The sequence below is a fragment of the Streptomyces gobiensis genome (genome assembly GCF_021216675.1).
Taxonomy (GTDB): Bacteria; Actinomycetota; Actinomycetes; order Streptomycetales; family Streptomycetaceae; genus Streptomyces; species Streptomyces gobiensis.
In genome coordinates, this window is record NZ_CP086120.1 from 4037656 (window position 1) to 4063924 (window position 26269).

General features: G+C 70.5%; 25 protein-coding genes, 1 tRNA gene and 1 pseudogene. 9 read left to right on the forward strand and 18 right to left on the reverse strand.

The annotated features are described in order from the left end of the window. Positions 1 to 5 precede the first annotated feature (5 nt). A complete protein-coding gene (locus test1122_RS18950) occupies positions 6 to 596 on the reverse strand; it encodes a TetR/AcrR family transcriptional regulator (RefSeq protein WP_232270360.1) in 591 nt (196 codons plus the stop codon). A 22-nt stretch (positions 597 to 618) separates the two neighbouring features. Further along, positions 619 to 1413: an SDR family oxidoreductase gene (locus test1122_RS18955; protein WP_232270361.1), complete on the reverse strand. Its 795-nt coding sequence runs from the start codon at positions 1411 to 1413 to the stop codon at positions 619 to 621. A 101-nt stretch (positions 1414 to 1514) separates the two neighbouring features. On the opposite strand from test1122_RS18955, the gene test1122_RS18960 reads away from it, so the two are divergent. Continuing rightward, positions 1515 to 2636: an acyl-CoA dehydrogenase family protein gene (locus tag test1122_RS18960; protein ID WP_232270362.1), complete on the forward strand. Its 1122-nt coding sequence runs from the start codon at positions 1515 to 1517 to the stop codon at positions 2634 to 2636. Between the two features lie 4 nt (positions 2637 to 2640). Next, entirely contained in the window at positions 2641 to 3588 is a 948-nt protein-coding gene (locus test1122_RS18965; protein ID WP_232270363.1) for an acyl-CoA dehydrogenase family protein, read from the forward strand. A gap of 110 nt (positions 3589 to 3698) precedes the next feature. On the opposite strand, the gene test1122_RS18970 is transcribed toward test1122_RS18965, so the two are convergent. From test1122_RS18970 to test1122_RS18990, 5 genes are all read right to left on the reverse strand, one after another. Beyond that, positions 3699 to 3878: a DUF6104 family protein gene (locus test1122_RS18970; RefSeq protein WP_232270364.1), complete on the reverse strand. Its 180-nt coding sequence runs from the start codon at positions 3876 to 3878 to the stop codon at positions 3699 to 3701. A 105-nt stretch (positions 3879 to 3983) separates the two neighbouring features. Beyond that, positions 3984 to 7823 (reverse strand): multifunctional oxoglutarate decarboxylase/oxoglutarate dehydrogenase thiamine pyrophosphate-binding subunit/dihydrolipoyllysine-residue succinyltransferase subunit, encoded by a 3840-nt coding sequence (locus tag test1122_RS18975; protein ID WP_232270365.1) that lies wholly within the window; start codon positions 7821 to 7823, stop codon positions 3984 to 3986. Between the two features lie 271 nt (positions 7824 to 8094). Beyond that, positions 8095 to 9177: a HAMP domain-containing sensor histidine kinase gene (locus tag test1122_RS18980; protein WP_232270366.1), complete on the reverse strand. Its 1083-nt coding sequence runs from the start codon at positions 9175 to 9177 to the stop codon at positions 8095 to 8097. Positions 9178 to 9182: 5 nt separating this feature from the next. Further along, positions 9183 to 9947, reverse strand: a complete 765-nt coding sequence (locus test1122_RS18985) for a response regulator transcription factor (RefSeq protein WP_232270367.1) — start codon at positions 9945 to 9947, stop codon at positions 9183 to 9185. 76 nt (positions 9948 to 10023) lie between these two features. Continuing rightward, positions 10024 to 10803 (reverse strand): spermidine synthase family protein, encoded by a 780-nt coding sequence (locus tag test1122_RS18990; RefSeq protein ID WP_232270368.1) that lies wholly within the window; start codon positions 10801 to 10803, stop codon positions 10024 to 10026. Positions 10804 to 10942: 139 nt separating this feature from the next. On the opposite strand from test1122_RS18990, the gene test1122_RS18995 reads away from it, so the two are divergent. After that, a complete protein-coding gene (locus test1122_RS18995) occupies positions 10943 to 11716 on the forward strand; it encodes a rhomboid-like protein (protein WP_232270369.1) in 774 nt (257 codons plus the stop codon). Here the strand turns inward: test1122_RS18995 and test1122_RS19000 are convergent. The 5 genes from test1122_RS19000 to test1122_RS19020 are packed head-to-tail and all read right to left on the reverse strand — an operon-like array spanning position 11677 to position 15932. Beyond that, positions 11677 to 12273 (reverse strand): hypothetical protein, encoded by a 597-nt coding sequence (locus tag test1122_RS19000; RefSeq protein ID WP_232270370.1) that lies wholly within the window; start codon positions 12271 to 12273, stop codon positions 11677 to 11679. The genes test1122_RS18995 and test1122_RS19000 overlap by 40 nt on opposite strands. Further along, positions 12270 to 13670 carry a hypothetical protein gene (locus test1122_RS19005; RefSeq protein WP_232270371.1) on the reverse strand — a complete coding sequence of 467 codons (1401 nt, stop codon included), beginning with the start codon at positions 13668 to 13670 and terminating at the stop codon, positions 12270 to 12272. Before test1122_RS19005 ends, test1122_RS19000 begins: the two co-directional genes overlap by 4 nt. Next, positions 13667 to 14449 carry an ABC transporter ATP-binding protein gene (locus test1122_RS19010; protein ID WP_232270372.1) on the reverse strand — a complete coding sequence of 261 codons (783 nt, stop codon included), beginning with the start codon at positions 14447 to 14449 and terminating at the stop codon, positions 13667 to 13669. Before test1122_RS19010 ends, test1122_RS19005 begins: the two co-directional genes overlap by 4 nt. Further along, positions 14446 to 15357, reverse strand: coding sequence for a zf-HC2 domain-containing protein (locus tag test1122_RS19015; protein WP_422397012.1), 912 nt, complete (start codon positions 15355 to 15357; stop codon positions 14446 to 14448). Before test1122_RS19015 ends, test1122_RS19010 begins: the two co-directional genes overlap by 4 nt. Beyond that, positions 15354 to 15932, reverse strand: coding sequence for an RNA polymerase sigma factor (locus test1122_RS19020; RefSeq protein WP_232270373.1), 579 nt, complete (start codon positions 15930 to 15932; stop codon positions 15354 to 15356). Before test1122_RS19020 ends, test1122_RS19015 begins: the two co-directional genes overlap by 4 nt. A 170-nt stretch (positions 15933 to 16102) precedes the next feature. Here test1122_RS19020 and test1122_RS19025 point away from each other — a divergent pair, with 170 nt between their 5' ends. Next, positions 16103 to 16609 (forward strand): MarR family winged helix-turn-helix transcriptional regulator, encoded by a 507-nt coding sequence (locus test1122_RS19025; RefSeq protein ID WP_232270374.1) that lies wholly within the window; start codon positions 16103 to 16105, stop codon positions 16607 to 16609. Positions 16610 to 16630: 21 nt separating this feature from the next. Here the strand turns inward: test1122_RS19025 and test1122_RS19030 are convergent, their stop codons facing one another. Beyond that, positions 16631 to 17428 (reverse strand): protein phosphatase 2C domain-containing protein, encoded by a 798-nt coding sequence (locus tag test1122_RS19030; protein ID WP_232270375.1) that lies wholly within the window; start codon positions 17426 to 17428, stop codon positions 16631 to 16633. 379 nt (positions 17429 to 17807) lie between these two features. Here test1122_RS19030 and test1122_RS19035 point away from each other — a divergent pair, with 379 nt between their 5' ends. The 5 genes from test1122_RS19035 (at position 17808) to test1122_RS19055 (ending at position 23174) form a co-directional block, all read left to right on the forward strand. Continuing rightward, positions 17808 to 20315 carry a sensor histidine kinase gene (locus test1122_RS19035; RefSeq protein ID WP_232270376.1) on the forward strand — a complete coding sequence of 836 codons (2508 nt, stop codon included), beginning with the start codon at positions 17808 to 17810 and terminating at the stop codon, positions 20313 to 20315. 76 nt (positions 20316 to 20391) lie between these two features. Then, positions 20392 to 20874 carry a roadblock/LC7 domain-containing protein gene (locus test1122_RS19040; protein WP_232270377.1) on the forward strand — a complete coding sequence of 161 codons (483 nt, stop codon included), beginning with the start codon at positions 20392 to 20394 and terminating at the stop codon, positions 20872 to 20874. Beyond that, on the forward strand, positions 20871 to 21287 hold the full coding sequence (locus tag test1122_RS19045) for a DUF742 domain-containing protein (protein WP_232270378.1): 417 nt from the start codon (positions 20871 to 20873) through the stop codon (positions 21285 to 21287). Before test1122_RS19040 ends, test1122_RS19045 begins: the two co-directional genes overlap by 4 nt. Then, the gene (locus test1122_RS19050) at positions 21268 to 21873 is read left to right on the forward strand and encodes a GTP-binding protein (RefSeq protein ID WP_232270379.1); all 606 of its coding nucleotides are present in this window, start codon (positions 21268 to 21270) and stop codon (positions 21871 to 21873) included. Before test1122_RS19045 ends, test1122_RS19050 begins: the two co-directional genes overlap by 20 nt. Positions 21874 to 21941: 68 nt before the next feature. Then, positions 21942 to 23174: a styrene monooxygenase/indole monooxygenase family protein gene (locus test1122_RS19055; RefSeq protein ID WP_232270380.1), complete on the forward strand. Its 1233-nt coding sequence runs from the start codon at positions 21942 to 21944 to the stop codon at positions 23172 to 23174. 4 nt (positions 23175 to 23178) lie between these two features. On the opposite strand, the gene test1122_RS19060 is transcribed toward test1122_RS19055, so the two are convergent. The 5 genes and pseudogenes from test1122_RS19060 to test1122_RS19080 all read right to left on the reverse strand — a co-directional run bounded on the left by test1122_RS19060 (position 23179) and on the right by test1122_RS19080 (position 26164). Further along, on the reverse strand, positions 23179 to 24315 hold the full coding sequence (locus test1122_RS19060; protein WP_232270381.1) for a C40 family peptidase: 1137 nt from the start codon (positions 24313 to 24315) through the stop codon (positions 23179 to 23181). Positions 24316 to 24491: 176 nt separating this feature from the next. Then, positions 24492 to 25382, reverse strand: a complete 891-nt coding sequence (locus test1122_RS19065) for a protein kinase domain-containing protein (protein ID WP_232270382.1) — start codon at positions 25380 to 25382, stop codon at positions 24492 to 24494. A gap of 117 nt (positions 25383 to 25499) precedes the next feature. After that, on the reverse strand, positions 25500 to 25766 hold the full coding sequence (locus test1122_RS19070) for a hypothetical protein (RefSeq protein ID WP_232270383.1): 267 nt from the start codon (positions 25764 to 25766) through the stop codon (positions 25500 to 25502). Positions 25767 to 25776: 10 nt separating this feature from the next. Continuing rightward, positions 25777 to 25884 (reverse strand): annotated as a pseudogene (locus test1122_RS19075) (TetR/AcrR family transcriptional regulator); the annotation flags it as partial. Between the two features lie 208 nt (positions 25885 to 26092). Beyond that, positions 26093 to 26164 (reverse strand) — tRNA-Arg (locus test1122_RS19080). Between the last annotated feature and the right edge of the window lie 105 nt (positions 26165 to 26269).

The window sequence follows — 26269 nt, forward strand, 5'->3', positions numbered from 1 at the left end:
GTGGGTCAGGTGGCGATTCCGTCCAGCACCATCGCGGTGTAGTGGTCGGCGATCTGCTCGGCGCTCTTGCGGCCTTCCGGGCGGTACCAGGTGGCGGCGACCCATACCGTGTCGCGGACGAAGCGGTAGGCGATGGGGATATCGAGATCGGCTCGGAAGGTGCCGTCCGCCACGCCCCGTTCCAGGGTCCGGGTCCAGAGCTTCTGGAAGTTCTCCTGGGATTCGGTGAGGTAGGAGAAGCGGGGCAGCGCGGCGAGGTGGCGGGCTTCCTTCTGGTAGATGGCGACTGCTGGGCGGTGCCGGTCCATCTGCCGGAAGGACTCGATGACCAGCCCCTCGAAGGTGGCGCGTGGGTCGAGCTCGGCGTCCACGATGCGCTGATAGCCGTCCCAGAGGTCGGAGAGGAAGCCGCTCAGGATCTCGTCGGCCATCGCCTCTTTGGAGTCGAAGTGGTAGTAGAGGCTCCCGGCGAGCATCCCGGCCCGTTCCGCGATCGTACGGACGGTGGTCGCGTTGTAGCCCTGCTCGGCGAAGACCTCAGCGGCGGTCGTCAGCAGCTCGGCGCGGCGGGGTGCGGGGTGTTTCGTGGGAGCCATATGACTATTCTCCGCTCTCCGCTCACGCTCGCTGGCTGCTGACGGAGATCGTTTCGCCGGTCATGTACGAGGAGTAGTCGCTCGCCAGGAAGGCGATGACATTGGCGACCTCCCAGGGCTCGGCGCAGCGGCCGAAGGCTTCGCGGGTGGTCAGCTCGTCCAGCAGTTCCGCACTGGTCACCTTGGCGAGGTTGGCGTGCATGGCGAGGCTCGGGGCGACGGCGTTGATACGGACGGAGAAGTCGGCGGCCTCCAGGGCGGCGCAGCGGGTCAGCGCCATGACGCCCGCCTTGGCGGCGGCGTAGTGTGCCTGGCCGCGCTGGGCGCGCCAGCCGATGACGGAGGCGTTGTTGACGATGACGCCGCCGGTGGGCTGCTCACGCATGATGCGCAGGGCGGCGCGGGTGCAGCGGAACGTGCCGTTCAGGGTGACATCGAGGACCTTGGACCACTGCTCATCGGTCATCTCGGCCAGCTCCGCGGTACCGCCGAGCCCGGCGTTGTTGACGAGGATGTCGAGCCGCCCATAGCGGTCGGTGGCGAGCTGGAGCAGGGCCTGGACCGCCGGCTCCTGGGTGACATCGCAGGGCAGTGCGGCGACTCGGGCGGCGCCGAATTGTGCGGCCAGGGACTGTTCCGCTTCCTTGAGGCGGCGCTCGTGGGCGTCGCCCAGCACCACGGCGGCGGCGCCCTCCTCCAGCAGACGGCGGGCTGTCGCGCCGCCGATGCCGCTGCCCGCGGCGGCGGTGACCACGGCGGTGCGGTGGGCGAGCAGGCCATGGGCGGGGACGTATGGGGGTGCTGTGGCGGCGGCCATTCGGCTCTCCCCTCGTGAACCCTCTCGTGACCCTCTCGACGGGGTGTCTAGGCCACGTTAACCTACCAAACACTTGTTAGGGGAGAGGAGGGGAGGCGTGGATGGACTTGGAGTTCAGCGCGGCCGAGGAGGGCTTCCGGGCTGCGGCCCGGGGCTGGCTGGCGGAGCATGTGCCTGCGGAGCCGCTGCCCTCCCTGGAGACCGAAGAGGGATTCGCCGCCCACCGGGTCTGGGAGCGCACGCTGTTTGACGGGGGCTGGTCGGTGGTCTCCTGGCCCGAGGAGTACGGCGGGCGGGGCGCCAGCCTGACCGAGTGGCTGATCTTTGAGGAGGAGTACTACGCGGCCGGTGCGCCCGGCCGGGTCAGCCAGAACGGCATCAGCCTGCTGGCCCCTACGCTCTTCACCCATGGGACCAGGGAACAACTGGCCCGCATCCTCCCGCCGATGGCCTCCGGCGAAACGGTCTGGGCACAGGCCTGGTCGGAGCCGGAGGCGGGCAGCGACCTCGCCTCGCTGCGTTCCACGGCCGTACGGACCGAGGGCGGCTGGCTGCTCAGCGGACAGAAGACCTGGTCCTCGCGGGCCGCCTTCGCCGACTGGGCGTTCGGGCTGTTCCGCAGCGACCCGGCGGCCGGGCGGCACCGTGGGCTGACGTATCTGATGTTTCCGCTGGACGGGGACGGGGTGACGGTCCGGCCGATTGGGCGGCTGGACGGCAAGCCCGCGTTCGCGGAGATCTTTCTCGACGAGGTCTTCGTCCCGGATGAGGATGTCATCGGCGAGGTGGGGCAGGGCTGGCGCGCGGCGATGTCCACGGCGGGCAATGAGCGCGGGCTGACGCTGCGTTCACCCGGCCGTTTCATGGCGGCCGCTGAGCGGCTTGTCGCGCTGTGGCGGGAGAAGGCCGACCCGGGTGACACGGGGATGCGGGACCGGGTCGCCGATGTGTGGGTCAAGGCGCGGGCGTATCAGCTCGCCGGATACGCGGCGGCGTCGGGGAAGGGCATCGACCCCTCCATGAACAAGATCTTCTGGTCTGAGCTGGATATCGAGCTGCATGAGACCGCCCTTGATCTGCTGGGTGCGGAGGGCGAACTCGGGGAGGGCGACTGGGCGGAGGGCTGGATCTTCTCGCTCGCCGGGCCCATCTACGCGGGCACGAACGAGATCCAGCGCGACATGGTCGCCGAGCGGGTGCTCGGCCTGCCGAAGGGGCGCTGAACCGATGGACTTTGTGCTGGACACCGAGCAGCGTGCCTACGCGGATTCGGTGCGGCGGCTGCTGGCCGACGGCGAGCCGGTGAAGGCCGCCCGTGCCTGGGCGGCGGGGGAGACGGGCCCCGGGCGGGAGCTGTGGCGGGCGCTGGCCGGGACCGGGCTGCCCGCGCTGGCGGTTGCCGAGGAGCTGGGTGGGGTGGGGCTGCGGCCCGCCGAACTCGCGGCTGCCTTTGTGGAGCTCGGCCGTGCGGGGGCGCCGGGGCCGCTGGTGGAGACGGTGGCGGTGGCTTCGGTCCTGGGCTCGGAGGTGGCTTCGGGGGCGGGGGAGGGGGTGTTGCTGCCGGGTGTTCTTGCGGGGGAGGCACTCGTGACGGTTACCGATGGGCCGTACGCCGTGGACGGTCACACCGCTGACGCCGTGTTCGCTCTCGACGGTGACACGCTGCGGCACGCTGGGGTGACCGGACCGGTGCGGGCTTCCCTTGATCCGGTGCGGCGGTTGGCTTGTTGCGTGGCTGGGGAGGTGGTGGTGGGCAGCGAGGCGTCTGGGCTGCGGCCGCTGGCCATGCTCTGCGCTGCGGCGCAGGCGCTCGGGGTGGGGCGGGCGCTGCTGGACGCGAGCGTGGGGTATGTGGGGCGGCGGACCCAGTTCGGTCGGCCGGTCGGCTCCTTTCAGGCGGTGAAGCACCGGCTGGCGTCGGTGGCCATGGAGCTGGAGTTCGCTGAGCCGCTGCTTTACGGTGCGGCCGTTGCCGTGGGTGGACGGGAGCTGCCCGCCGCGAAGTTGGCTTGTGGGCGGGCGGCGTATGGCGCGGCTCGCGCCGCGTTGCAGGTGCATGGGGCGGTTGGGTACGCGGATGAGTGCGATGTGGGTCTGTGGATACGTAAGGCTCGGGCGTTGCGGGTGGCTTGGGGTGGGGCGGCGGAGTGCGGTGCGGCTGTGCTGGGCGGGTGAGCTTCCCCTACGCCCGCCCCTTCCCGGCTGTACCGATATGCGGCTCCGCCGCGTGGCGGGGCTTGCGCCTCGGGGCCCCGGGGGGTTGGCCGGTGCGGGACGGTGGCCGGCTACTCGTCGTCCTCGTCCTCCAGCCGCGCCAGCCATGTCGCGAGCCGCTCGACCGGTACCTCGAAGTCCGGGTTGAGGTCGACGAACGTCCGCAGCTGCTCGGCCAGCCACCCGAGGGTGACCTCCTCCTCGCCGCGCCGGTTCTCCAGCTCTTCGATGCCGCGGTCGGTGAAATACACGTGGTGCTCCGGGTCGGTGTCTTCCGTACAAGACGCGTACAAGATGCGTACAACCAAGAAAGGTGGGGTCCGGGCCGTGGCCCGGACCCCACCTTACGGCGATCCTCAGAGGTCGAAGACCTCGTTGATCAGCTCCTGCTGCTCCTGCTGGTGCCGCTTGGCCGAGCCGACCGCCGGGGACGAGGACGACGGACGCGAGACACGGCGCAGCCGGTCGGCGTTCGGGACCGGGTCCGAGCCGATGATCAGGTCCAGGTGGTCCACCAGGTTGAGGGCGATGAACGGCCACGCGCCCTGGTTGGCGGGCTCCTCCTGGGCCCACAGGAACTTCTCGGCGCCGCTGTACTTCGCCATCTCGGCCTGGATCTCCGGACCGGGCAGCGGGTAGAGCCGCTCCAGCCGGATGATCGCGGTGTCCTTGAGGCCGCGCTTCTGCCGCTCGGCGTTCAGGTCGTAGTAGACCTTGCCGGAGCAGAAGACGACCTTGCGGACCTGCGCCGGGTCGACCGACCCATCGCCGATGACCGGGCGGAAGCCGCCGCTGGTGAACTCCTCCGTCTTGGAGGCCGCTGTCTTGAGCCGGAGCATCGACTTCGGGGTGAAGACGACCAGCGGCTTGTGGTGCGGGTTGTGCACCTGCCAGCGCAGCAGATGGAAGTAGTTGGACGGCAGCGACGGCATGGCGACCGTCATGCTGTTCTGCGCGCACACCTGGAGGAAGCGCTCGATCCGGGCCGAGGAGTGGTCCGGGCCCTGGCCCTCGTAGCCATGCGGCAGCAGCAGCGTGACGCCGGAGGTCTGGCCCCACTTCTGCTCGGCCGAGGAGATGAACTCGTCCACGATGGTCTGCGCGCCGTTGACGAAGTCACCGAACTGTGCCTCCCACATCACCAGCGCCTCGGGGCGGGCCAGTGAGTAGCCGTACTCAAAGCCCATCGCTGCGTACTCGCTGAGCAGCGAGTCATAGACGTTGTACCGCGCCTGGTCCTCGGTGAGGTAGAGCAGCGGGGTGTAGTCGTTGCCGGTGTTCTGGTCGATGAGCACCGCGTGCCGCTGGCCGAAGGTGCCACGGCGGGAGTCCTGGCCCGCGAGCCGGACGGGGGTGCCCTCCATCAGCAGCGAGCCGATGGCCAGGGTCTCGCCCATGCCCCAGTCGATCGTGCCGTCCTCGACCATCGCCATCCGGCGCTGCAACTGCGGCATCAGCCGCGGGTGGACGGTGATCCGGTCGGGGATGTTGACCTGCGAATCGGCGATCCGCTTGACGACCTCCTGGCTGACGCCGGTCTCCACCGCGACCGGGAAGTCCGGCTTCGGGGCGGGGACCTCGGTCGGCGCCGGGTGCGAGATGGCCTCGCGGACCTCGGTGAAGACCTTCTCCAGCTGGCCCTGGAAGTCCTGGAGCGCCTGCTCCGCCTCCTCCATGGTGATGTCGCCACGGCCGATCAGCGACTCGGTGTAGAGCTTGCGCACCGAGCGCTTCTTGTCGATCAGGCTGTACATCCGCGGCTGGGTGAACTGCGGGGCGTCGCTCTCGTTGTGACCGCGGCGGCGGTAGCAGACGAGGTCGATCACGACGTCCTTGTTGAACGCCTGGCGGAACTCGAAGGCGAGCCGTGCGACACGGACCGCGGCCTCCGGGTCATCGCCGTTGACGTGGAAGATCGGTGCCTCGATCATCCGTGCGACGTCGGTGGAGTACATCGACGAGCGGGCGGACTCGGGCGCCGCCGTGAAGCCGACCTGGTTGTTGATGACGATGTGCACGGTGCCGCCGCAGCGGTAGCCGCGCAGCTGCGACATGTTCAGGGTCTCGGCCACCACGCCCTGGCCCGCGAAGGCCGCGTCACCGTGCAGCTGGACCGGCAGGACGGTGAAGTCCGTACCGCCCTTGCCGATGATGTCCTGCTTGGCGCGGGCCACGCCCTCGACGACCGGGTCGACGGCCTCCAGGTGGGAGGGGTTGGCCGTCAGCGAGACCTTGATCTGCTCGCCGTCCAGGCCGGTGAAGGTGCCCTCGGCGCCCAGGTGGTACTTCACATCGCCGGAGCCGTGCATCGACTTCGGGTCGAGGTTGCCCTCGAACTCCCGGAAGATCTGCGCGTACGACTTGCCCACGATGTTCGCGAGGACGTTGAGGCGGCCACGGTGGGCCATGCCGATGACGACCTCGTCCAGCCGCGACTCGGCAGCCGAGTCGAGCACGGCGTCCAGCAGCGGGATGACGGACTCGCCGCCCTCCAGCGAGAAGCGCTTCTGGCCGACGTACTTCGTGTGCAGGAAGGTCTCGAAGGCCTCCGCCGCGTTGAGGCGGCGCAGGATGCGCAGCTGCTCCTCGCGCTCCACCTTGGCGTGCGGGCGCTCGACCCGGTCCTGGATCCACTTGCGCTGCTTCGGGTCCTGGATGTGCATGTACTCGATGCCGGTGGTGCGGCAGTACGAGTCGCGCAGCACGCCGAGGATGTCACGCAGCTTCAGCATGGACTTGCCCGCGAAGCCGCCGACCGCGAACTCGCGCTCCAGGTCCCACAGGGTGAGCCCGTGCGAGGCGATGTCCAGGTCGGGGTGCTTGCGCTGCTTGTACTCCAGGGGGTCGGTGTCGGCCATGACATGGCCGCGTACCCGGTAGGAGTGGATCAGGTCGAAGACCCGGGCGGCCTTGGTGACCTCGTCGTCGTGGGAGACGTCGATGTCGCGGTTCCAGCGGACCGGCTCATAGGGGATGCGCAGCGCCTCGAAGATCTCGTCGTAGAAGTCGTTCTCGCCGAGAAGGAGCTGGCTCATGATCCGCAGGAACTCGCCGGAGGCGGCGCCCTGGATGACCCGGTGGTCATAGGTGCTGGTCAGCGTCATGACCTTGGAGACGCCGAGCTTGTTCAGGGTGTCCTGGGAGGTGCCCTGGAACTCCGCCGGGTACTCCATCGCGCCGACGCCGAGAATCAGGCCCTGGCCGGGCATCAGCCGGGGCACGGAGTGCACGGTGCCGATGCCGCCGGGGTTGGTGAGGGAGGCGGTGACTCCGGTGAAGTCCTCCATCGTCAGCTTGTTCGCGCGGGCGCGGCGGACGATGTCCTCGTAGGCCTGCCAGAACTCGAAGAAGGTGAGTGTCTCGGCCTTCTTGATGGCGGCGACGACGAGCTGCCGGTCGCCGTTGGGCTTCACCAGGTCGATGGCGAGGCCCAGGTTGACATGCGGCGGCTTGACCAGGGTCGGCTTGCCGTCCTTCTCGGCGAACGAGTAGTTCATCGAGGGCATCGCCTTGAGCGCCTGCACCATGGCGTAGCCGATGAGGTGCGTGAAGGAGACCTTGCCGCCACGGGCGCGCTTGAGGTGGTTGTTGATGACGATGCGGTTGTCGAAGAGCAGCTTCACCGGCACCGCGCGGACGGATGTGGCCGTCGGCAGCTCCAGCGAGGCGTTCATGTTCTTCGCCACGGCGGCGGCCGGACCACGGAGCGGAACGACCTCGGGACCGGCCGGGGCCTGCTCAGCCGCCTTGCCGCCCTTGTCGGCCCTGTCGGTCTTGGCGACCGTGTCGGCCTTGGCGGCGGCCGGTGCCGGCTTGGGCGCGGGCTTCACCGGGGCCTGGGTGGCCGCCTGGGGCGGCGGAGTGGGCTGGGGGGCCGGGGGCTTCGCCGCGCTCGTGGCGGGCTTGCCGGGTGAGGCCGGGACCTGCGTCGGCGTTCCGGCGGGGGCTGGAGTGGCAGCCGGGGCGGCTCCCTCCGCGGCGGCGGGCTTCGGCGGTGCCGCGCTCGTCGTCTTTCCCGGCTTGTAGTCGGCGAAGAAGTCCCACCAGGCCCGGTCTACCGAGTTCGGGTCCTGGAGGTACTGCTGGTAGATCTCGTCGACGAGCCACTCATTGGGTCCGAATCCGGCGGCAGGGTTCTTCCCTTGCCCGTCCTGATCAGTCGAGATGCTCGAGGTCTTCGGGGACTGTGACGACACGGCGGCAACCGCCCTCTTCCGCTTCACAAGGTGGTGGACAGCGGAAATCAAGGCTACGCCTCTGAGGCCGTTCGGTGCAGTCCACACCCGCCTGGCGTCGCGTAAGTCACATTGGAGGGGGTGTTTCAGTCGTGAGTTTGGCGGGAAACAAACGAGGTTTTGCGCCGTTCGGGAACAGCTCCAGGCGGCTACGGCGCTCGGCTGCCGCAGCCGTTCCCTGTTCACGCGGGTGTCACCCTGCGGCGGGATCGGGTCTGCTTTCGAGCCTACGTCAATCCGGCAGCCGACCCAGACCCGGGAGGGTGACGCGCATCCGGCAGCCGCGAGGTGATTCAGCCACCCTGATCCGGCCCCCGTGCAGATCGACCGCCCAGCGCGCGATGGCCAGCCCCAGTCCCGTACCGCCGTCCTGCCCCGCCTTCGCCGTGGCCGTCCGGCTGAAGCGCTCGAAGACCAGATCGCGGTCGCACTCCGGGATGCCCGGCCCCTCGTCCTGCACCTCCAGCTCCAGCCCCTGCGGCTGGCTCCCGGGCCGGGCCCGGACGGTGACCCGGCCGTGCGGCGGGCTGTGCTTGACCGCGTTGTCTATCAGGTTGGCCATCACCTGATGCAGCCGCTCCACATCCGCGTGCGCGGTCAGCTCGGGAGGCGAGACATCCAGATGCAGATGGACATCGGTACGGGAGTGGGCGGGGCCCTTGGCCGTATTCGCCTCCCTCAGCACATTCGCCAGATTCGGCCACACCTCGAACCGCCGGGCGTGCAGGGGGACGACGCCATGGTCGAGCCGGGAGAGATCCAGCAGATGCTCGACCAGCCCGCTCAGCCGCTCCGTCTGCCGCAACGCCGTGCGCATGGTCTCCGGATCGGCGTCCGAGACCCCGTCCACCACGTTCTCCAGCACCGCCCGCAGCCCCGCGATGGGGGTCCGCAGCTCATGCGAGACATTGGCGACCAGCTCCTTGCGGTGCCGGTCGACGGCCTCCAGATCGGCGGCCATCCGGTTGAAGGTGGCACCGAGCTCGCCCAGCTCGTCCCGGCGGTCGAAGCGCACGCGTCGCGCGTAGTCGCCGCGCGCCATCGAGCGCGCGGCGTCCGTCATCTCATCCAGCGGCGCGACCAGACCGTGCGCCACAAACTGGGTGATCAGCAGCGAGGCGATCACCGCGAAGATGGCGATCACCCGTAGCTCTATCGCCGAGTGAAAGGCGACAAAGATCAGGAAGGTAGTGATAATCACCGAGATGATCACCAGCGCCCCGAGCGCGGCCTTAACCGACCGGTAGGGATCGATCGGCCGCAGACCCTCCCAGGCCCGCTCCCAGAGCGTCCGTCCCCCGTCGCCTACGCTCACCCCGCTCAGACTCCGTCGGCAGCTGGGGCCGGGGTCTCCAGGGCGTAGCCAACGCCGTGCACCGTACGGATCCGCTCCGCGCCGATCTTCCGGCGCAGCGCCTTGATATGGCTGTCGACCGTGCGGGTCCCGGAGGCGTCCGCCCAGTCCCACACCTCCGCGAGCAGCTGCTCACGGGAGAGCACGGCGCGCGGCGAGTGCGCCAGGCACACCAGCAGATCGAACTCCGTCGGCGTCAGATGCACATCCTGCCCCGACACCCGGACCCGCCGCTGGGCGTGGTCGATCTCCAGCTCGCCCAGCCGCAGGCTGCCCCCGCGGGGGATGGCCGCGGCCAGTGCCGCCCGCTCCACCCGGCGCAGCAGTACATGCACCCGGGCCGCCAGCTCCCGCATGGAGAACGGCTTGGTCATATAGTCGTCCGCGCCGACCCCGAGCCCGACCAGCATGTCGGTCTCATCGTCCCGGGCGGTCAGCATCAGCACCGGCAACGGCCGCTGCGACTGCACCCGGCGGCAGACCTCCAGGCCGTCAAAGCCCGGCAGCATCACATCCAGCACCAGCAGATCCGGCTGCCACGCCTCGGCTGTCTCCACCGCGGCCGGACCGTCGCCCGCCGTCTGCACCATGAATCCCTCGGCCCGCAGCCGTACGGCGATGGCCTCGACGATCGTCGGATCATCCTCCACCACCAGGATGCGGCGCTGCGCGCCCGGAGTGGCCGCCGTGCCGCCACTACCGTGGATCTGCGCTGTGTCTCTGTGCTCCATACGCCCGCCCTGTGTGTCCTGTGCCGATCCCGTGGAGATGCCTGGCAGCAGCGTAAGGGGCAGCTGTGCGCTGCGGCTATGCCGGTTTAGCCGCGAGGTGAACCACGTCGGGGACGCCTCGGGCAACGGCGATTTCTTCCGTCCGTACCCTCCGGAATCCGATATTCCGCAATGCTTCCTCAAATGCCCCGGACGGCTGTGCGGACCAGACGGCGAGCACTCCGCCCGGGGCCAGCCGGGCGAGGCAGTCGGCCAGCCCGGCCGGGGAGTAGAGGGAAGCGTTGTCCTCGGTCACCGTCCAGTCGGGGCCATTGTCGATGTCCAGACAGAGCGCGTCATAGCGTGTGCCGGCGGTCCGTACATAAGAGACCAGATCGGCGCAGATGATCTCGGTGCGCGGATCGGCCAGCGCCCCGGCGGAGATCTCAGCCAGCGGCCCCTCACGGTGCCAGTCGATGATCGCCCGTTCCCGCTCGACCACCGTGATCCGCCCCCAGCGGGGCTCGGCGGCCGCCTCCGCGAGTGAGAAGCCGACGCCCAGTCCGCCGATCAGCACCGAGGGCCGCCGTGGCCCCGCCCGGTCGCCCAGCTGGTTCAGCTTGTCCTGCTGGTCCAGCTCGCCCAGCGCGGCGCGGACCAGCAGCCGCTCGGAGCGGCCGTCGGAGGTGTCCATGAGAAAGCAGCCATTGGCGATGATCTGCAGCACTCCGCCATGGCGGCGCAGCACCACTTCGCCATACGGGCCGTCCCGTCGCTCCAGGACCCGGGGCGCGTCGACGGGGTCATGCGGGTCATGTGAGGAGCCATGCGAGGGGTCATACGAGGGGTCATACGAGGGGTCATACGAGTGGAGCATGCGTCCGCATTCAATCACCGGTCACCACCCGGCGGTACTCAGCCAGTTGACAGGCGCGCCATGGAACACGGACATTGGCGGAGACCGGATGATCCGGATGGCTGAGTGGCTGCCGCCCGGGAGCGGAAGGAGCCGGGCAATGCGTACCTGGGCACGGACGGCGCGCGCGGACACGCCTACGCTGGTGCGCCCTGCCATGCCACGGCAGTCAGCGTCACTCCGGTTCGGCCGCGACGGCGGCGACGAACGGCCCGGCCCGGCGCCGGTCGCCCCGCACACCCATCTGATACGGCTGCTGCCCACCCCGACCGGGACCCCCTTCACCTTTGTCTACGGCCTCATCCTGGTCGCCACCACGGTCCTCACCCGTGTCGCCGACCCGGCAGCGGTCAGCCGGTGGCTCGCCGGTTCCAGTGCGCATGTGGAGAACCTGGCTCAGGAGCCGCTCTTCGTACTGGTCGCCAGCGCGCTCTTCTACGCGGGCCCGCTGCTCTCCCCCTTCGCGGTCGGCTTCATTCTTGTGCTGACCGCCCTGGAGCGCCGTATCGGCGGCTGGCGGACGGCCGCAGTCTTCGCCGTCGGCCATCTGCTGGCCACCCTCGCCACCCAGCTCACCGTGGCAGCCGCCGTAGCACTCGGCCATCTTCCGGAGTCCTCGCTGACCCGCTTCGACTACGGCATCAGCTACGGCGTACTGGCCTGCACCGGTGGACTCGCCGGGGTGCTCCGGGCGGTCTGGCTGCGCTGGCTGCTGCTCGCCGCGGTCGGCACGATGGTCATCTCCGATCTGGTCTCGCTGACCGATCCCCTGACCAACTGGGGCCACCTCATCGCCCTGCTGACCGGTATCGCCCTGTGGCCGCTGCTCCGCCGCTACCAGCGGCGCGGCTCAGCGGCACCGCGCAGCGCGTAGAGCACCCAGCCGAGCACGAAAGCCGCACCCGCCGTCCACCACGCCGCCGTCTGCGGGCCCGGCTGCGCCAGCCACGCCCATACGGCGGACCCGCCGACCGGCCACCGGCCCACGGTGAGGAGGGCCGCGCCCGCCCATGCGAGCATCGGCAGCCAGCTGAGCCGGGCACCGAGCACCACCGCCGCCCCGGCGGTCACCCCGGTCGCGCCGACTACGTTGCGCACCATCACCGCCGCCCCGAGCTCATCCGGGCGCTCCCGTGCGGCCAGCGCGAGCAGGGCAGCGGCCAGCGCTGTCAGGGCGAGCAGCTGCGCCGACCGCAGGGCCACCCAGGGCCGTACCGCCGTACGGTCCAGCTCCGGGCTGTGCTGGTGCAGGCTCACCCCGATCGCCGCCGATACGGCCAGCGGGGCGAGTGCGGTCACCGGCAGCGGGGCACCGGGGCCGAGGAAGGACGAGCCGGCGAGCCACTCAGCGCACCAGGCGGCCAGCAGCGCGCCGACCGCCAGGGCGGCGAGGGTGGCGGGGAGGGCACGGGAGTGGGCGTAGAGCATCATGGCGCGCTCACCTTCCTGGTGTCGCAGGCGCGGGTGGCGTTGAGGAATTCGCCGAGCCAGGCGTCGCGTTCGCCCTTGGACATGGCTGACAGCCGCTTTCTGACCCGCACATACTCCGGTTTGGCGCGCTCGGCCTCCGGATTGAGGTGGCCGAAGTGCTTGTCCCAGACCGGGTCCGGGGCCAGCCAGTGCACTACGGCGTCGGCGACCGGGGTGCGGGCGTACTGGTCCGCGTCCGGGGCGGCTTCACATCCGGGTGGGAAGACAGCGGCCGCAGCGGCGTTGAGGGCGAAGTTCTCTTCGTTGATCAGCCGGTTGCGCTCGAAGTAGTGCTCCGTGAACTCGGGAAGCCGCACCTCTCCGGGGCCGAGCGCATGCGGTCCGCTGACGAAGCGGACCGGAGCACCGGGGACGTTCCGCAGCTTGGCCCGCAGATCCGCCATCCCGGCAGCGATGCCCGGCAGCTTCTTTCCGTGCACCCGGCTCACACATATCCGCGGGGTGCCGTCATCGCAGACCGGGGCCGCCGCGGCCGGATCCGGGCGCCACAGCCCGTCCCCGGTCTGCACCAGCAGCACCGCCCCGGCCGCCGCGATGGCCAGCGGCACCAGCGCGGTGGCCCGGCGGCGGGCGGCGTATGCCAGCAGCGCGGCGGCGGCCAGCCCGCCCGTCCAGGCCATCGCGGCCGGACCGAACCACCACACCGGCTGGTCCCAGCGGTAGTAGTGGTCTTGGACCGGGCTGAGCACGGCGAGGTCCGACGCGTCGTACGCGAGCCGGAACAGCGCCAGATAGGTGCACAGCGCGAGCAGCGGAGCGGCCGCCCGCCAGGGCATCAGCCGCCCTGCGACAAACCCCAGCAGCCCCAGCGCGGCCAGCGCCACCGCGTCCGCCGCGAGCAGTGAGAGGAACGGGCCGCCCGCGCTCGCGTACGGCCAGGTCATCAGCGCGGTCACCACCGCAGCCAGCAGATATCCGACGACCGGCCACACCATGGTGGGCGCCGCCGCGGCCAGCGTCCGGCGCAGCCGGGAACCGGGCAGGGCGGCCAGCAGATCGCCGGTGCCCCGGCGCCGCTCCCGGCCGCCCTGCCAGCATCCCGCGGCGACCGCGACGGGACCGGCGAGCAGCATGGCCGCCAGCCGGAGCATGATGCTGGTCTCACCCCACTGGCCCTGCCAGCTGCCCGCCTTGTCGAGCATGCCCGCGCACAGGACCGCGGCGATCAGCAGGCCGCTCAGCGGCCCGAGGCCCCGCCGCAGCTCGGTGCGGAGTGGATGGGGTGTACGGGGCGGGTGGGCCCCTGCCGTCCCCTGTGCGGCAGGGGCCCCTTTCGCCGGGACGTTCGCCGGGACATTCCCCGGGACGTTCTCGGGGCCCGTCACCGGGGCGTTCACTGGACCACCGACCGGGCCGTGGTCCGGTGTTCACGCAGCGCGGCGGTGTAGCCACGCTCGATCGGGCTGCCGCCCGAGCCCGCCGCTGAGCCGGCCGTACGCTCGCCGAGCGCGGTGAGCTCCGCCGTTGTGCCCCGGTAGGCGACCCGGCCGCTGTCCAGCAGCGTCACCTCGTGGCACGCCGCCGTCACGTCCTCGACCAGATGGGTGGAGACGACCACGGTGGACTCCTCGCCCAGCTCCCGCAGCAGCGCGCGGAACTCGACCCGCTGTTCGGGGTCGAGCCCGGCGGTCGGCTCGTCGAGCAGCAGCAGCGCGGGGTCGTTGACGATCGCCTGGGCGATCCCGACACGGCGCACCATGCCGCCGGAGAGGGTACGGATCTTGGTGTCGAGACGGTCCGAAAGGCCGACCCTGGCCACCGCCCGTTCCACAGCGGCGGCCGCGGTGGAGCCCGGTATCTCCTTCAGCCACGCCATATAGGCGGTGAACTCCCGCACGGTGAACCCCGGGTAGTAGCCGAACTCCTGCGGCAGATAGCCGAGCCGCCGCCGTACAGCCGTGCGGCCCCGGTGCCCGGCGATGTTCTCGCCGAGCAGCTCGACCGTGCCATCGGCGGGTGCGCAGACCGTGGCCAGCACCCGGACGAGGGAGGTCTTGCCCGCGCCGTTCGGCCCGAGCAGCCCGTGCACCCCGGTGCTCAGGGTGAGGTCGACCGCGTCGAGTGCGGTCGTTTTGCGGTGGCGGACGGTCAGTCCGCTCACGGTCACGCTGGTCATACGCGCTCCACATAGTCGAAGGAGGTACGGCGCACGGCGAGCAGCACCGTGCAGACGGCGGCGGCCGCGGCCCAGCCGCCCTGCGCCGCGGGCCCGCCCAGCAGCCCGCTGAGGACGTCGGCCAGTTGGCCCGCCGGGGACCGGGCGGGGTGGCCGGGACCGGCCGGGGCGAAGAACTTGGTGCCGACCACCAGCAGCCACCCCGCGCCGACCACGGCCGAGCCGGTCCAGCAGCCGGTATACGAGCCAAGCGCGAGCGCCGCGAGGGTGAGAGCGAGCCCCGGCAGCAGCCAGGCCGCGAAGGCGGGCCCGCCCGCCACGGATGGCAGCAGCAGCGCGGTGAGCGACAGCAGCGGCACGGTGAAGCCGAGTACGGCCCCGGTACGCAACAGCAGCAGCCGCAGTCCGCCGCCCGGCGTCGAGGCGGCCAGCTCGTGCAGCGGGTCGGTGTGCCGTCCGTACGACAGGGCGACGCCCAGCACCGGTAGCACCGGGGCGATCGCCAGCAACAGCGGGCGGGCGCCGTCAATCCCGGCCAGCCGCGCGAGCCCGACGGCCAGCGCCGCGGCGGACACCATCGCCAGCAGCCACCCCCGGCGCAGTGCGGGCCCGGCGGCCCAGGCGGTACGGGCGGTACGGGCTGTACGGGCGAACCGCCCGACCGCAGCCGGTCGCCCCCTGGCCCCGGCGCCGTCCAGTACGGCGGACCGTACCTCTGCGAGTACCGGGGCCGCCGGTCCCGCCGCGACGGCGGCGGAGACGTGCCCCGCGCACTCGGTACAGGACTCCAGATGCTTCTCGACCGACCAGCAGTCGGTCTCCGGCAGTGAGCCATCGGCGTAGCCGATGGCCTGCGCGGTGCTGAGGTGCCAGTTCATACGGTGCCGGTTCATACGGTGCCGGTTCATGCTGTGCCTCCCAGCGGGTGGGCGGGCGTGCCGAGCGCGGTCCGCAGCTCGCGGCGGGCGCGCATGGCGCGGGTTTTGACGGTGCCCTCGGGGATGCCGAGGAGCTGGGCGGCCTCCCGGGTGGTGAGGCCGTCGATCACCGTGGCGCGCAGCACGGAGCGCAGTTCGGGGGAGAGCCGGTCGAGGGCGCTGCCCAGCTCGCCATAGCGGAGCCCACCGAGAACCTGGTCCTCGGCGGACGGCGTCACGGCGACCGGAATGGGCGTCTCCGCCGGGGCGGTCTCGGGCGTACGCGTGGCGGCGCGCCGGGCGTCGACCAGCCGCCGGGCGGCGATCGTCCACAGCCAGCCGCCCGCCTCCCCGCTGCCGCGGTGCCGCGCCGCGGAGCGCCATACCGTGACGAAGGTGTCCTGCAGCACCTCACGCACGGTCTCGGGGTCGCCGCAGCGGCGGGAGAGCCGGGCGTGCAGCCATCCGGCGTGCCGGTCGTACAGCGTGCCGAGTGCTTGGTCGTCGCCCCTGGCGACGGCGCGCAGCAGCGCCGCGTCGCTGTCGCTCTCGGATGGTGCCCCCATGGGCCGGAACAGTCTCACGCCCTCTCTATCGCCAAGGAGAGCGGCACCGGTTCACGGTGTGGGCGTGCCACGATGGATATGCGCGTAGATCCACGAGGCGGAACAGGGTTGGAATGCTGCCGTTGGTCTATGCCTGAGAAATACTGGGAGAACTGCGGCAATGGCCGCGGATGGCAGAGAGTTTCCTGGCATGGAAAGCGGGAAAGGGCGCTGACGTGCATAAGGCTGGGACCGAAGATGACGGCCCTGAATTCCTGGATCTCGAAAGGGAGTTGGCGGTATTTCTCCGCCGTGCCCGGGCCTCCTCCGGGGAGCTGGCCCGTGAGGTCCATCCGGATCTCGAGCCCGCCGCCTATGGTCTGCTGCTCCGGCTTGAGGACGCCGGGACACAGCGTGCCACGGATCTTGCCGGGTACTTCGGTGTAGGCAAGGCCACGATGAGCCGCCAGCTGCGGGCGCTGGAGGCTCTGGGGCTGATCGCCCGCAGCCCCGACCCCATCGATGGCCGGGCGTCGCTGGTGCAGCTCACCGAGGAGGGCCGGAACCGGTTCAGCCGGGTCCGGCGCGCCCGCCGGGAGCAGTACGTCCGTAAGCTGGCGACCTGGGACCGGGCCGAGATCGCCGAACTGGCGCGGCTGCTGCATCAGCTCAACGCCCTCAGCGGCACCGAGGAGTAACCCACCCCGCAGCAGGTGCCGCTACAGCTCCACCAGCAGTGCCGTGGCGTCGTCGTGGGGCTTGCCGCGGGGGAAGCCGGCGCCGGCCGGATCGGCGGCCTCCGCCGCCCGTACCCGGGCGATCAGCGCATCCGGCCCCTCCTTGCGCAGCAGCGCGCACAGCGCCGCCCAGTCACCCAGCCGGAAGACCTCGGTCCAGCGGGCCGCGCCATCCGTGAGCGCGGCCAGCGTACGCACCTGGGTACGTGGCGTGGTGCCGGTCACCGCCCGCTCGGCGACGGCCGGGTCGGCTGCTGCCGTATGGAAGCCGTCCGCCACATTGCGCAGCGCCTCGATCCGGGCCGCCCGCTCGGCCAGCGGCAGTCCCCGTAGGGTGGGCCGCAGCTCATCCAGCCGGGGGTCGAGAACCGGTGTCACCGCACCGTCCGGGGACTCGATGAGCAGCGCCGAGTCGGAGAGCACCAGATGCTCGGCGACGGCCTCGTTCCAGCGCGCCATGACCACGGTTGCCTGGGGAGTGCGGACGTGAAAAAGGTCACAGGTTGAGGCATGGCTCGCGGAGGTACGCGCGATCGCCTCCGACAAGCACTGGGAGAGCGTCATATCCCGCCGCGAACCGGACAGTTCGAGCAGCGCACCGCCCAGCCGGGCGACGTACCAGGGCACTCCGTGCACACAGCCGTCGTGCCCCGCTGGCGGAGTCACCCCGTCCAGCACCACCAGCGTGCCGCCCAGTCCTGACGCGGGCAGCGCCGCCCCGGCGTAGTCCTCGTTGGGCATATGGGGATCACCGGGCTCGGTGGCCAGCTCGACGCGCATACGAGAAGTCTGCCTGAGCCGCGTCACCCGGTGCCGGAGGCAGCACTCGGTCACCGGGGTTGGACCGGACCAGTGCCCGGCGATGACTCTGCTTCGCCGGAGATCTACCGGAATTGACGCCTCCGCGAAACTGCGGGCGGGCATCTTGCCACGCACCGGTGAGGGTTTCCAACCCTGGGCAATGGCGCCGCCTGGCCCTCCCCACAACCGGAGTTGTACACCGATCCGTAGTGATGTTCACTCCTTCGAGTGGCCCGGCAGAGGAAGGCCGTCCACCCCGTTTAGGCACTGGAAGGGTCGGTTGCCGTAAATGGGGCGGAGTCGAACTCTTGCCGCACACAGTTGGACTGTCGCCGTCCGGGCACGCCGGACCGGCGGGATGAGATTGCGAGCGCGGGTGGGGAAGAAGCGACTTCGGGGCACCGGCCAGGACGAGCAGGGCGCCACGTCCGGCACCCGTGTGCCCCGTGCGCGGGTACGTAACCGGCTCCTCGCCTCGGTCGTTCTGTGCGCCGTCGCCGTGCTTGCCGCCGGTGCCCCGGGCGTCGCCAACGCCTCCCGGGACCTGTCCGAATCCCAGGACCTGGTCGACCGGGCCGAGGTCGGCCAGCGCGCCATCTCCCTGGCTCACGCGCTCGCCGATGAGCGCGATGATGTCGTCCGCTATATCGCCGCGGGCCGCACCACACGCGAGGGCGTCGGTGTGAGCGAGCCCCAGCGCAGCCGCGTCGACCGCAAGGCCGCCGAGCTCCGCGAGAATGTCCCCGGCAGGGTGCGCGAACTACTGGACCGGCTGCCCGCGATGCGCCAGGAGGCCATCGCCGGAGACGGCGGGTCCAGCCAGGCGTACAAGGCGTACACCAAGACCATCCAGGCGCTCGGCGCCATCCCCGAGGCCAACGCCCGCGCCCTGCCCCGCCGCGCCGCCAGCGGCACCGCCGCCGCCCTGCCGGACCTGGGCCGCGCCGTTGAGCAGGCCTCGGCCAGCCGCGGTCTGCTGCTGGCCGCCCTCGCGGCGGGCGGCAGCCAGCCCAAGCTCACCGCCGCCGCCCAGCAGGCGTACACCCGTGAGCAGGCGGCTCTGGCTGACTTTGAGCAGACCGCACAGAGCCCTGCCCGCGACTCCTTGGCCAAGACGGTCAACGGCACCGATGTCGCCATCGCCGAGGCCTATCTCAACCGGCTGACCGCCCAGCCCCGTCTCGGCGTGCCCGCCCGCGGCGTCAGCCGGGAGCGCGTGGACACCACGCTCTCGGCCCGGATCGACCGGATGCGCGGTGTCCAGTCCTCGCTGGCCGGTGCCGAGCTGACGCGCCTTGAGCAGCTGCGCGACGAGGATGTGACGGCGCTTCAGCTGCGTCTGGCGCTGCTTGGCGCCTGTCTGCTGCTCGCCGTGGGCATCAGCGTGCACATCGCCCGCTCCATGGCCCGGCCGCTGGCCGCCGTACGGCTCGGGGCGCAGCGGGTGGCCGCCGACCCGGCGGGCGAGGAACCGGTCAAGTACATCGGGCGCGAGGACGAGTTCGCCGATGTCGTCCGGTCGGTCAATGAGCTACGGGAGCTCGCGGCCCGGCTGCAGCAGCGCGCCAGCGAGGCCGAGGCCGACAACACGTACCTGGTGGGGACCAAGGACCGGCTCGCCGCCGAGCGCGAACGGCTGCGGCAGGAACAGAGCGCGCTGCGTGACAAGCTCGAATCGCTGCACAGCGCGGTGCATGGCACCTTCGTCCAGCTCGCGCTGCGCAATCTTGGCCTGGTCGAGCGGCAGCTGGCTCTCATTGAGTCGCTGGAGGAGAAGGAGGCCGAGCCCGATCAGCTCGCCACTCTCTTCAAGCTCGACCATATGGCCACCCGGATGCGGCGGCACGGGGAGAACCTGCTGCTGCTCGCCGGAGCCGAGCACTCCACCAGCCACCACCCCGGCCCGGTGCCGCTGCTGGACGTACTACGGGCCGCGATCAGCGAGATAGAGCGCTATGACCGGGTGGAGCTGGCGTCACTGCCGCCACACGCTCAGGTCTCCGGCTTCGCCGCCGACGATGTCAGCCATCTGGTCGCCGAACTGCTGGACAACGCCACAGCCTTCTCGCCGCCGGACGCCGAGGTCCAGCTCTCCGGGTGGCTGCTGGAGAACGGCGAGGTCATGCTCTCCGTACAGGACGAGGGCATCGGCATGACCACCGAGCGGCTGGCCGAGCTCAACGCCCGGCTGGGCGAGCCCGACGCCCAGGGGCCGCCCTCCTCGGACGGTTCGGACGCGCTGGGCATGGGCCTGTACGTAGTGGCCCGGCTGGCCGCCCGGCACGGTATGCGGGTACAGCTGCGTGAGCAGAAGCAGGGCGGCGTCGCGGCCGTGGTGGTGCTGCCGCGTGCCCTGCTGCCCGACCGCCCGGCGCCCGGTCCCATGACGGGCGGCACGGCGCTGGCCGATGCGGCGCCCGCACTGCCGGGCTCGGTGGCGGAGGCCAACTCCAATACGCTGCCGTGGCGCACGTCGCGCAGGGCCGTGCCGGAGCCCGTGCTCATCGCGCCCGATGAGCACGGCCGGGCCGGGGAGGACGTCACCCCCGCCGCGCCGGAGCCGGAACCAGAGCACGAGCCACAGCACGAGCCAGAGCATGAGCCGCAGCGCGAGCCAGCGGTCGCTGAGCGGCGGATCACCGACAAGGGGCTGCCCAAGCGCACCCCGAAAATCACCGAACCCATCCCGGAGCCACGAGAGCGGGGACAAGGCGTCAACGCCGAGGAGCTGCGCAGGCGGCTCGGCGGCTTCCAGCAGGGTGCCCGGGACGGGCATCGGGACGCGGCGGCCGAAACCGCCACCCCCCAGAGCGCGCAGGAACCGCTGGAGGACCGCGCGACCCATACGGCCGGGGGTGCCCCATGAGCACGTACGTCAACGCCGAACTACCGCACACGTCCTCCCAGATGCCCGTGTCGGGGCTTCCCGGTAAGGAGAGCAGGTGAACGCGTCCACCACCGCGCACTCGCACAGCAGCGAAGCGAGAAATCTGCGCTGGCTGCTGGCGAATCTGGTCGATGAGGTGCCAGGCGTACGTTCCGTCGCCGTGGTCTCCTCGGACGGGCTGCTCCTGCTCACCTCCGACCCCGCACAGGCCGGCCGGGAGCGCAAGGAGACCAGCAGCGGACCCAAGGGGTCCAGCGCCGACCTCGCCACCATCGTCTCCGGCCTCGGCTCGCTCACCATCGGCGCCGCGAAGCTGATGGACGCCGGAGACGTCAAGCAGACCATGGTCGCGATGGACGAGGGCAGCCTCTTCGTCATGTCGATCAGCGACGGCTCACTGCTGGGCGTCCACGCCACCCCCGACTGCGATATGAGCGTCGTCGCCTACCATATGGCGCTCTTCGTCGGCCGGGCCGGCCATGTCCTCACCCCCGAACTCCGCACTGAACTGCGCAAGTCGATGGAGCTGGACCAGTGACCCCGCACTCTCCGCTGCCCATACGCCTGCCCGAGGAACGCAAACCCGCGCGGGTGCGCCCGTACTCGCTCACCGGTGGCCGTACCCGCTTCGGCCATGTGCTGCTCGTGGAAACCTTCGTCGCGGCCATCGAGGCCCCTGAGGAGCGGCGCGAGCTGCCCCCTTTTGACGGGACCGGGCTGCGCGACCGCGTGATGCCGGAGATGCGGGCGATCGTCGAGCTGTGCCGCCGGATGCGCTCGGTCGCGGAGATAGCCGCACTGCTGCGGATGCCGCTCGGTGTGGTGCGGGTCCTGCTCAGCGATCTGGCTGACCAGGGCCGTATCCGTGTTTATGGCACCGGCCGGGAGACGACCGGACGTCCCGACCGCGCACTGTTGGAGAGGGTGCTGGGTGGACTTCGCAGGCTCTGACACCGAAACCCTTCAGGAGTGGCAGAAGGACCGGGGCCGCGCCCCTATCGCCACCAAAATCGTGGTGGCGGGCGGCTTCGGCGTCGGCAAGACAACGTTTGTCAGCGCGGTCTCCGAGATAGAACCGCTCACCACCGAAGCGCTGATGACCCAGGCCAGCGAGGAAACGGACGACCTCGCCGCCACCCCGGAGAAGAACACGACCACGGTCGCCATGGACTTCGGCCGGATCACACTCGACGCCGATCTGGTGCTGTATCTCTTCGGCACCCCCGGCCAGCAGCGCTTCTGGTTTATGTGGGACGACCTGGTGCGTGGCGCGATCGGGGCGATCGTCATGGCCGACACCCGGAGGCTGGAGGACTGTTTTCCGGCGCTCGACTATTTCGAGAGCTGTGGCCTGCCGTATGTGGTCGCCGTCAACCACTTTGAGGGGACGGCCTATTACGAGGTCGACGATGTACGGGAAGCGCTTTCGGTCCCGGACCGGGTGCCGGTGGTGATTATGGATGCGCGCAACCGCGTCACGGTCATCGACTCGCTCATGGCCCTGGTCGGCCACGCGGTGGAGCTCACCCCCGCATAAACCGACCTGAGCCCGTCTGAGCTTTTCTGAGCCGTCTGACCTGTCTGATTACGCAGAGGAGATCCGTCTTGCGGAAAATACTCATCGTTGGAGCCGGTCAGTCCGGGCTTCAGCTCGCGCTCGGCCTGCAGGCCCAGGGCTATGAGGTCACCGTGATGTCCAACCGCACGGCGGATGAGATTCGCGGCGGCCGGGTCATGTCCACCCAGTGCATGTTCGACCAGGCGCTCCAGCATGAGCGCGACCTTCAGATCAACTTCTGGGAGAGCCAGGCCCCGCGTATCGAGGGCCTGGGCGTCTCGGTCGCCGCGCCGGACTCGTCCCGTGCCATTGACTGGCTGGGGGACCTGGACGGCTATGCCCAGTCCGTTGACCAGCGGGTGAAGATGGCGGGCTGGATGGAGACCTTCGCACAGCGGGGCGGACAGCTGGTCATACACGGTGCGGCCGTCTCTGACCTGGACTTCTTCGCCCGTACCTATGACCTGGTGCTGGTCTCGGCGGGCAAGGGCGAGCTGGTGTCGATGTTCGGCCGGGACGCCTCGCGCTCTCCGTACGACGCTCCGCAGCGTGCGCTGGCCGTCTCCTATGTACACGGTCTGGGCCCGCGCCCCGAGCACCCGGAGACCGAAGGGGTCCGCTGTAACCTGGTGCCGGGCGTCGGTGAGCTGTTCGTCATGCCGTGCCTGACCACCTCGGGGCGGTGCGACATCCTCTTCTGGGAGGGCGTACCGGGCGGGCCGCTCGATGCCTTCCAGGGCGTCAAGGACCCGGCCGAGCATCTGACCAAGACGCTTGAGCTGATGGAGAAGTTCACGCCCTGGGAGTACGCGCGGGCGACCAATGTCGAGCTGACGGACGCACAGGCCACGCTGGCCGGGCGCTACGCCCCGACGGTCCGTAAACCCATCGGCCGGCTGCCCGGCGGCGGCGCGGTGCTGGGGGTCGCCGATGTGGTCGTCGCCAATGACCCCATTACCGGCCAGGGCTCCAACTCCGCCGCCAAGTGCGCGGCTTCCTACCTGAGTTCGATTCTCGAACACGGCGACAAGCCGTTCACCGAGGAGTGGATGCAGTCGGCATTCGACCGCTACTGGGAGACCGCCCAGCATGTCACCAAGTGGACCAACGCGATGCTGGGGCCGCCGCCGGAGCACGTCCTGAACCTGATCGGCGCGGCGGGACAGCTCCAGCCGGTCGCTGACCGCTTCGCGAACGGCTTCAACGACCCGGCCGACTTTGAGGACTGGTTCTACGACCCGGCCAAGGCGGACGCGTATCTGGCCTCGGTCTCGGCCTGACCGTTCAGCCCTCCCGGGGCGCGTCGGCCGAGCCGTATCCCGTGTCGTCGCCGTCCGCCGCGTCCGCGGGGATCTCCGGCGGGGTGTAGTCGCGCAGCGGCTGCGCCCCGCCGTCCGGCCGTACCGCGCCGAGGACCGGATTCGCGGCGACGGGCGACACCTTCACCTTCGCCCCGGGCCGTGGCGCCTGCACCACCTTCCCGTCGCCGATGTACATCGCCACATGAGTGGCGTCCTTGAAGTACACGACCAGGTCCCCGGGCCGCAGCTTTCCCAGCGGCACCCGGGGCAGCTGCCGCCACTGCTCCTGACTGGTCCGAGGAATCACCTGGTCCGCGCTCGCCCACGCCTGAGAGGTCAGCCCGGAGCAGTCGAAGGAGTCCGGCCCCTGCGCACCCCACATATACGGCTTGCCGAGCTGCTCCAGCGCGTACTTCACCGCCCGCTCACCGCGCGCCGACGGCGCCCGTACGTCGCGCAGGCTCAGCAGCCCGGTGGCGAGGAACTTCCGCTGTGAGCTGTCGGCCTGCCGCTGCTCCAGCTGACGCAGCCGCGCCAGCTGGTCCTCACTCAGCGAGGCGAGCAGCTTCGTCACCTCGTCCAGTCGTTCCCGAACGGTGTCGCGCTTGTCCCGCTGCTCCTCGGCGAGCCTGTGCTGCCGGTCCAGGGCCCGGCGTGCCCGGCTGATCGTCCGGTCCAGCCGCCGCTCGCCGCCGGTGAGCTTCCGTACCGTCACCGCCCGGTCATGGGCGATCCGGCGGAGCAGATGGCCGTGGCTGAGCGCCTTGTGCGGATCACGGCTGAGCAGCAGCCGCAGATAGGGGGTGAGCCCGGCTGTGCTGCCCCGGTACTGCTGCCCGGCGAGCCGCGCCGCGTCCGCGCGCTCCGCGTCCAGGCGGGCGCGGGCGTCGGAGAGCTGCCTGGTCAGCTTGGTCACCTCGGTACGCTGGCTCTTCAGCTTCTCATGGGCGGCGTTGTACGCCTCGGTTGCCGCCCCGGCCTCCTGGTACCGGCTTCGCAGCTCGGCGAGGAGCTCGCTCACCGGTCTGTCCGGTCTGTCGGCGGGCAGGGGCGCGGCCACGGCCGGGACCGCGACCGGGGCCCAGGACAGGGCGAACGCCGCCACCGTAGCCACACACATGGACCGCGCCACCCGGCCCCGGCCTTGACCTCGGCCTTGACTCCGGCCTTGAATCCGCATCGCTGACATCCAGTCACCTCCGCCTCTAGCAGGTGATCGTGACAGGACATCTGAGAGATGGTCGTATTATGCGTGCGGACGTGCTCGGAATCGTGCAGGAAAGTCACCCTCTTGGCTCATCCGGATCCGAAGCCGAACCCGGATCTGAAGCCGGATCCGAAGCCGAAGCGCCGCCTCCCGCTCAGCGCCCGCGCGGCTCGTTCAAAGGTGCCGATCTCATACAGCCAGGCCTCCGGCAGCCACTCCGCCGCCGGGCGCCCGGCGCTCTCCTCCAGATCGAGGAAGCGAGCGAGCGCTCCCGGCGCCGGCCGGGACTCGGGCGTCTTGTGCAGACAGGCCAGCAGCGTCGGCCGCAGTCCCTCCGGGACCCCGGTGAGATCCGGGTCCTCACGGGCGGCGGGCAGCAGGCTGGTGGTGAACGGCTGATGGGCGCTGGCGGCGAAGACCAGCAGGGCGCCCAGCTCGAAGATGTCGTCGGCCGGTTCCTCACCGCTGGCGGGCATCCGGGCCAGCCCCAGCCCGCAGTCGACGACACGGGGCGGGCCGCCGGTGAGCAGCGTGCTGCCAGGCCGTAGATCACGGTGCGCGACACCGGCCGTATGCAGGGCGGCCAGCGCCTGGGCGACGGCGCCGCCGAGTGTCCGCACGGCATGCTCCGAGAGCGGACCGTAACGGGATACCAGGTGCCCCAGGGACCGTCCCGGGACGAACTCGCTGGCGATCCAGGGCCGCTCGCTGTCCAGCTCACAGCAGAGCGGGCTGGCGAGATACGGACTCGGCTGCACTCTCCGCAGGTCGTGCCGTAGCCGGGCCCGCAGCTGCCGGTCGCGAATGAGCTCGGGGCGCAGCGCCCGCACCGCCACGGTGCGCTTCCGGCCACCACGTCGCACGGTGCCCCGGCCGAGGTAGACCGTACCCGTACCGCCGCCGCCCAGCATGCCCAGCAGCCGGAAGGGACCGAGCTGCCGAGGGTCGGCAGGGCTGAGTCCGGTCATCCCATCTGTCACGGTGGGCAGACTAGGCCCACACGGTCCGTCAGCGGGCAGCGCGCGTCATAACTACTGAACTTCTCCCCATACAGGACCAGACCAAGGTGGGGAAGATTCCTGAAGGTTCCAGAAGGTTCAAGAAGATGTGCTCCACGGCCACTTGGGGCCGCCACGCGGCTTCCCCTCCGGGTCGTACACATATTTCCAGCCACGCGGCAGTCCGAGCCGCTTGCTCACACCGGCGGGCTCCAGCCGGTAGACGTAGACGACCGGACTCCCCCCGTCCGGGTCCGGTACGGGGATCTCGTATCTCTTCGGTGGCCGTCCGGTCGGGCCCAGCAGCACGGGCAGAACCCGCCCGTCCATCGGCCCGCCGACGAACGGCGTCTCTTCGCTTCTCACCGGGCCAGTCTCACAGCAGATGAGCGGCGTTGCCGACGACCGGCAGCACCCGGCGGGCCAGGTCACCCACCGGCCCGTCCGCCCGCGCGGTCTGCGGATCCCGGGCGGCGGTGGCGCTCGGCTACGCGAGGTGTCTCGATGGACGGGACAAGATCGCCCCCTTCGGCTTTTCCAGGGCTGACCTGGGCAGACGTCCTTAAGATCCTGTCCACGAACAGTCCACGTGCCCCGAGATACCACCGCTCCGGGTGGCATACGGCTGCACATACACGAACCGCATCCAACGTTTCCGCTGGTCACAGGACGTTTGAGTACTTCACAGTGAGTGCCCCCGGCAGGACTCGAACCTGCGCACACGGCTCCGGAGGCCGATGCTCTATCCGCTGAGCTACGGGGGCGTTCCGTCGCTCCCGGCGACGACATGAGAAACCTTACCAGCTTCCCGGAGGTGGCCGTGAACAGGGTTTTCTGGTCAGGTGCGCCCGCCGGGACCGGGGGCTAGC

Bases quoted from the DNA above. Each gene is read 5' to 3' on its own strand.
- test1122_RS19020 (WP_232270373.1), bottom strand. From the start codon at position 15,932: ATGGGGGCACCATCCGAGAGCGACAGCGACGCGGCGCTGCTGCGCGCC.
- test1122_RS19035 (WP_232270376.1), top strand. From the start codon at position 17,808: ATGAGATTGCGAGCGCGGGTGGGGAAGAAGCGACTTCGGGGCACCGGC.
- test1122_RS18950 (WP_232270360.1), bottom strand. From the start codon at position 596: ATGGCTCCCACGAAACACCCCGCACCCCGCCGCGCCGAGCTGCTGACG.
- test1122_RS19060 (WP_232270381.1), bottom strand. From the start codon at position 24,315: ATGTGTGTGGCTACGGTGGCGGCGTTCGCCCTGTCCTGGGCCCCGGTC.
- test1122_RS19030 (WP_232270375.1), bottom strand. From the start codon at position 17,428: ATGCGCGTCGAGCTGGCCACCGAGCCCGGTGATCCCCATATGCCCAAC.
- test1122_RS19000 (WP_232270370.1), bottom strand. From the start codon at position 12,273: ATGATGCTCTACGCCCACTCCCGTGCCCTCCCCGCCACCCTCGCCGCC.
- test1122_RS19025 (WP_232270374.1), top strand. From the start codon at position 16,103: ATGGCAGAGAGTTTCCTGGCATGGAAAGCGGGAAAGGGCGCTGACGTG.
- test1122_RS19010 (WP_232270372.1), bottom strand. From the start codon at position 14,449: ATGACCAGCGTGACCGTGAGCGGACTGACCGTCCGCCACCGCAAAACG.
- test1122_RS18955 (WP_232270361.1), bottom strand. From the start codon at position 1,413: ATGGCCGCCGCCACAGCACCCCCATACGTCCCCGCCCATGGCCTGCTC.
- test1122_RS18990 (WP_232270368.1), bottom strand. From the start codon at position 10,803: ATGCTCCACTCGTATGACCCCTCGTATGACCCCTCGTATGACCCCTCG.
- test1122_RS18985 (WP_232270367.1), bottom strand. From the start codon at position 9,947: ATGGAGCACAGAGACACAGCGCAGATCCACGGTAGTGGCGGCACGGCG.
- test1122_RS18960 (WP_232270362.1), top strand. From the start codon at position 1,515: ATGGACTTGGAGTTCAGCGCGGCCGAGGAGGGCTTCCGGGCTGCGGCC.
- test1122_RS18995 (WP_232270369.1), top strand. From the start codon at position 10,943: ATGCGTACCTGGGCACGGACGGCGCGCGCGGACACGCCTACGCTGGTG.
- test1122_RS18965 (WP_232270363.1), top strand. From the start codon at position 2,641: ATGGACTTTGTGCTGGACACCGAGCAGCGTGCCTACGCGGATTCGGTG.
- test1122_RS19015 (WP_422397012.1), bottom strand. From the start codon at position 15,357: ATGAACCGGCACCGTATGAACCGGCACCGTATGAACTGGCACCTCAGC.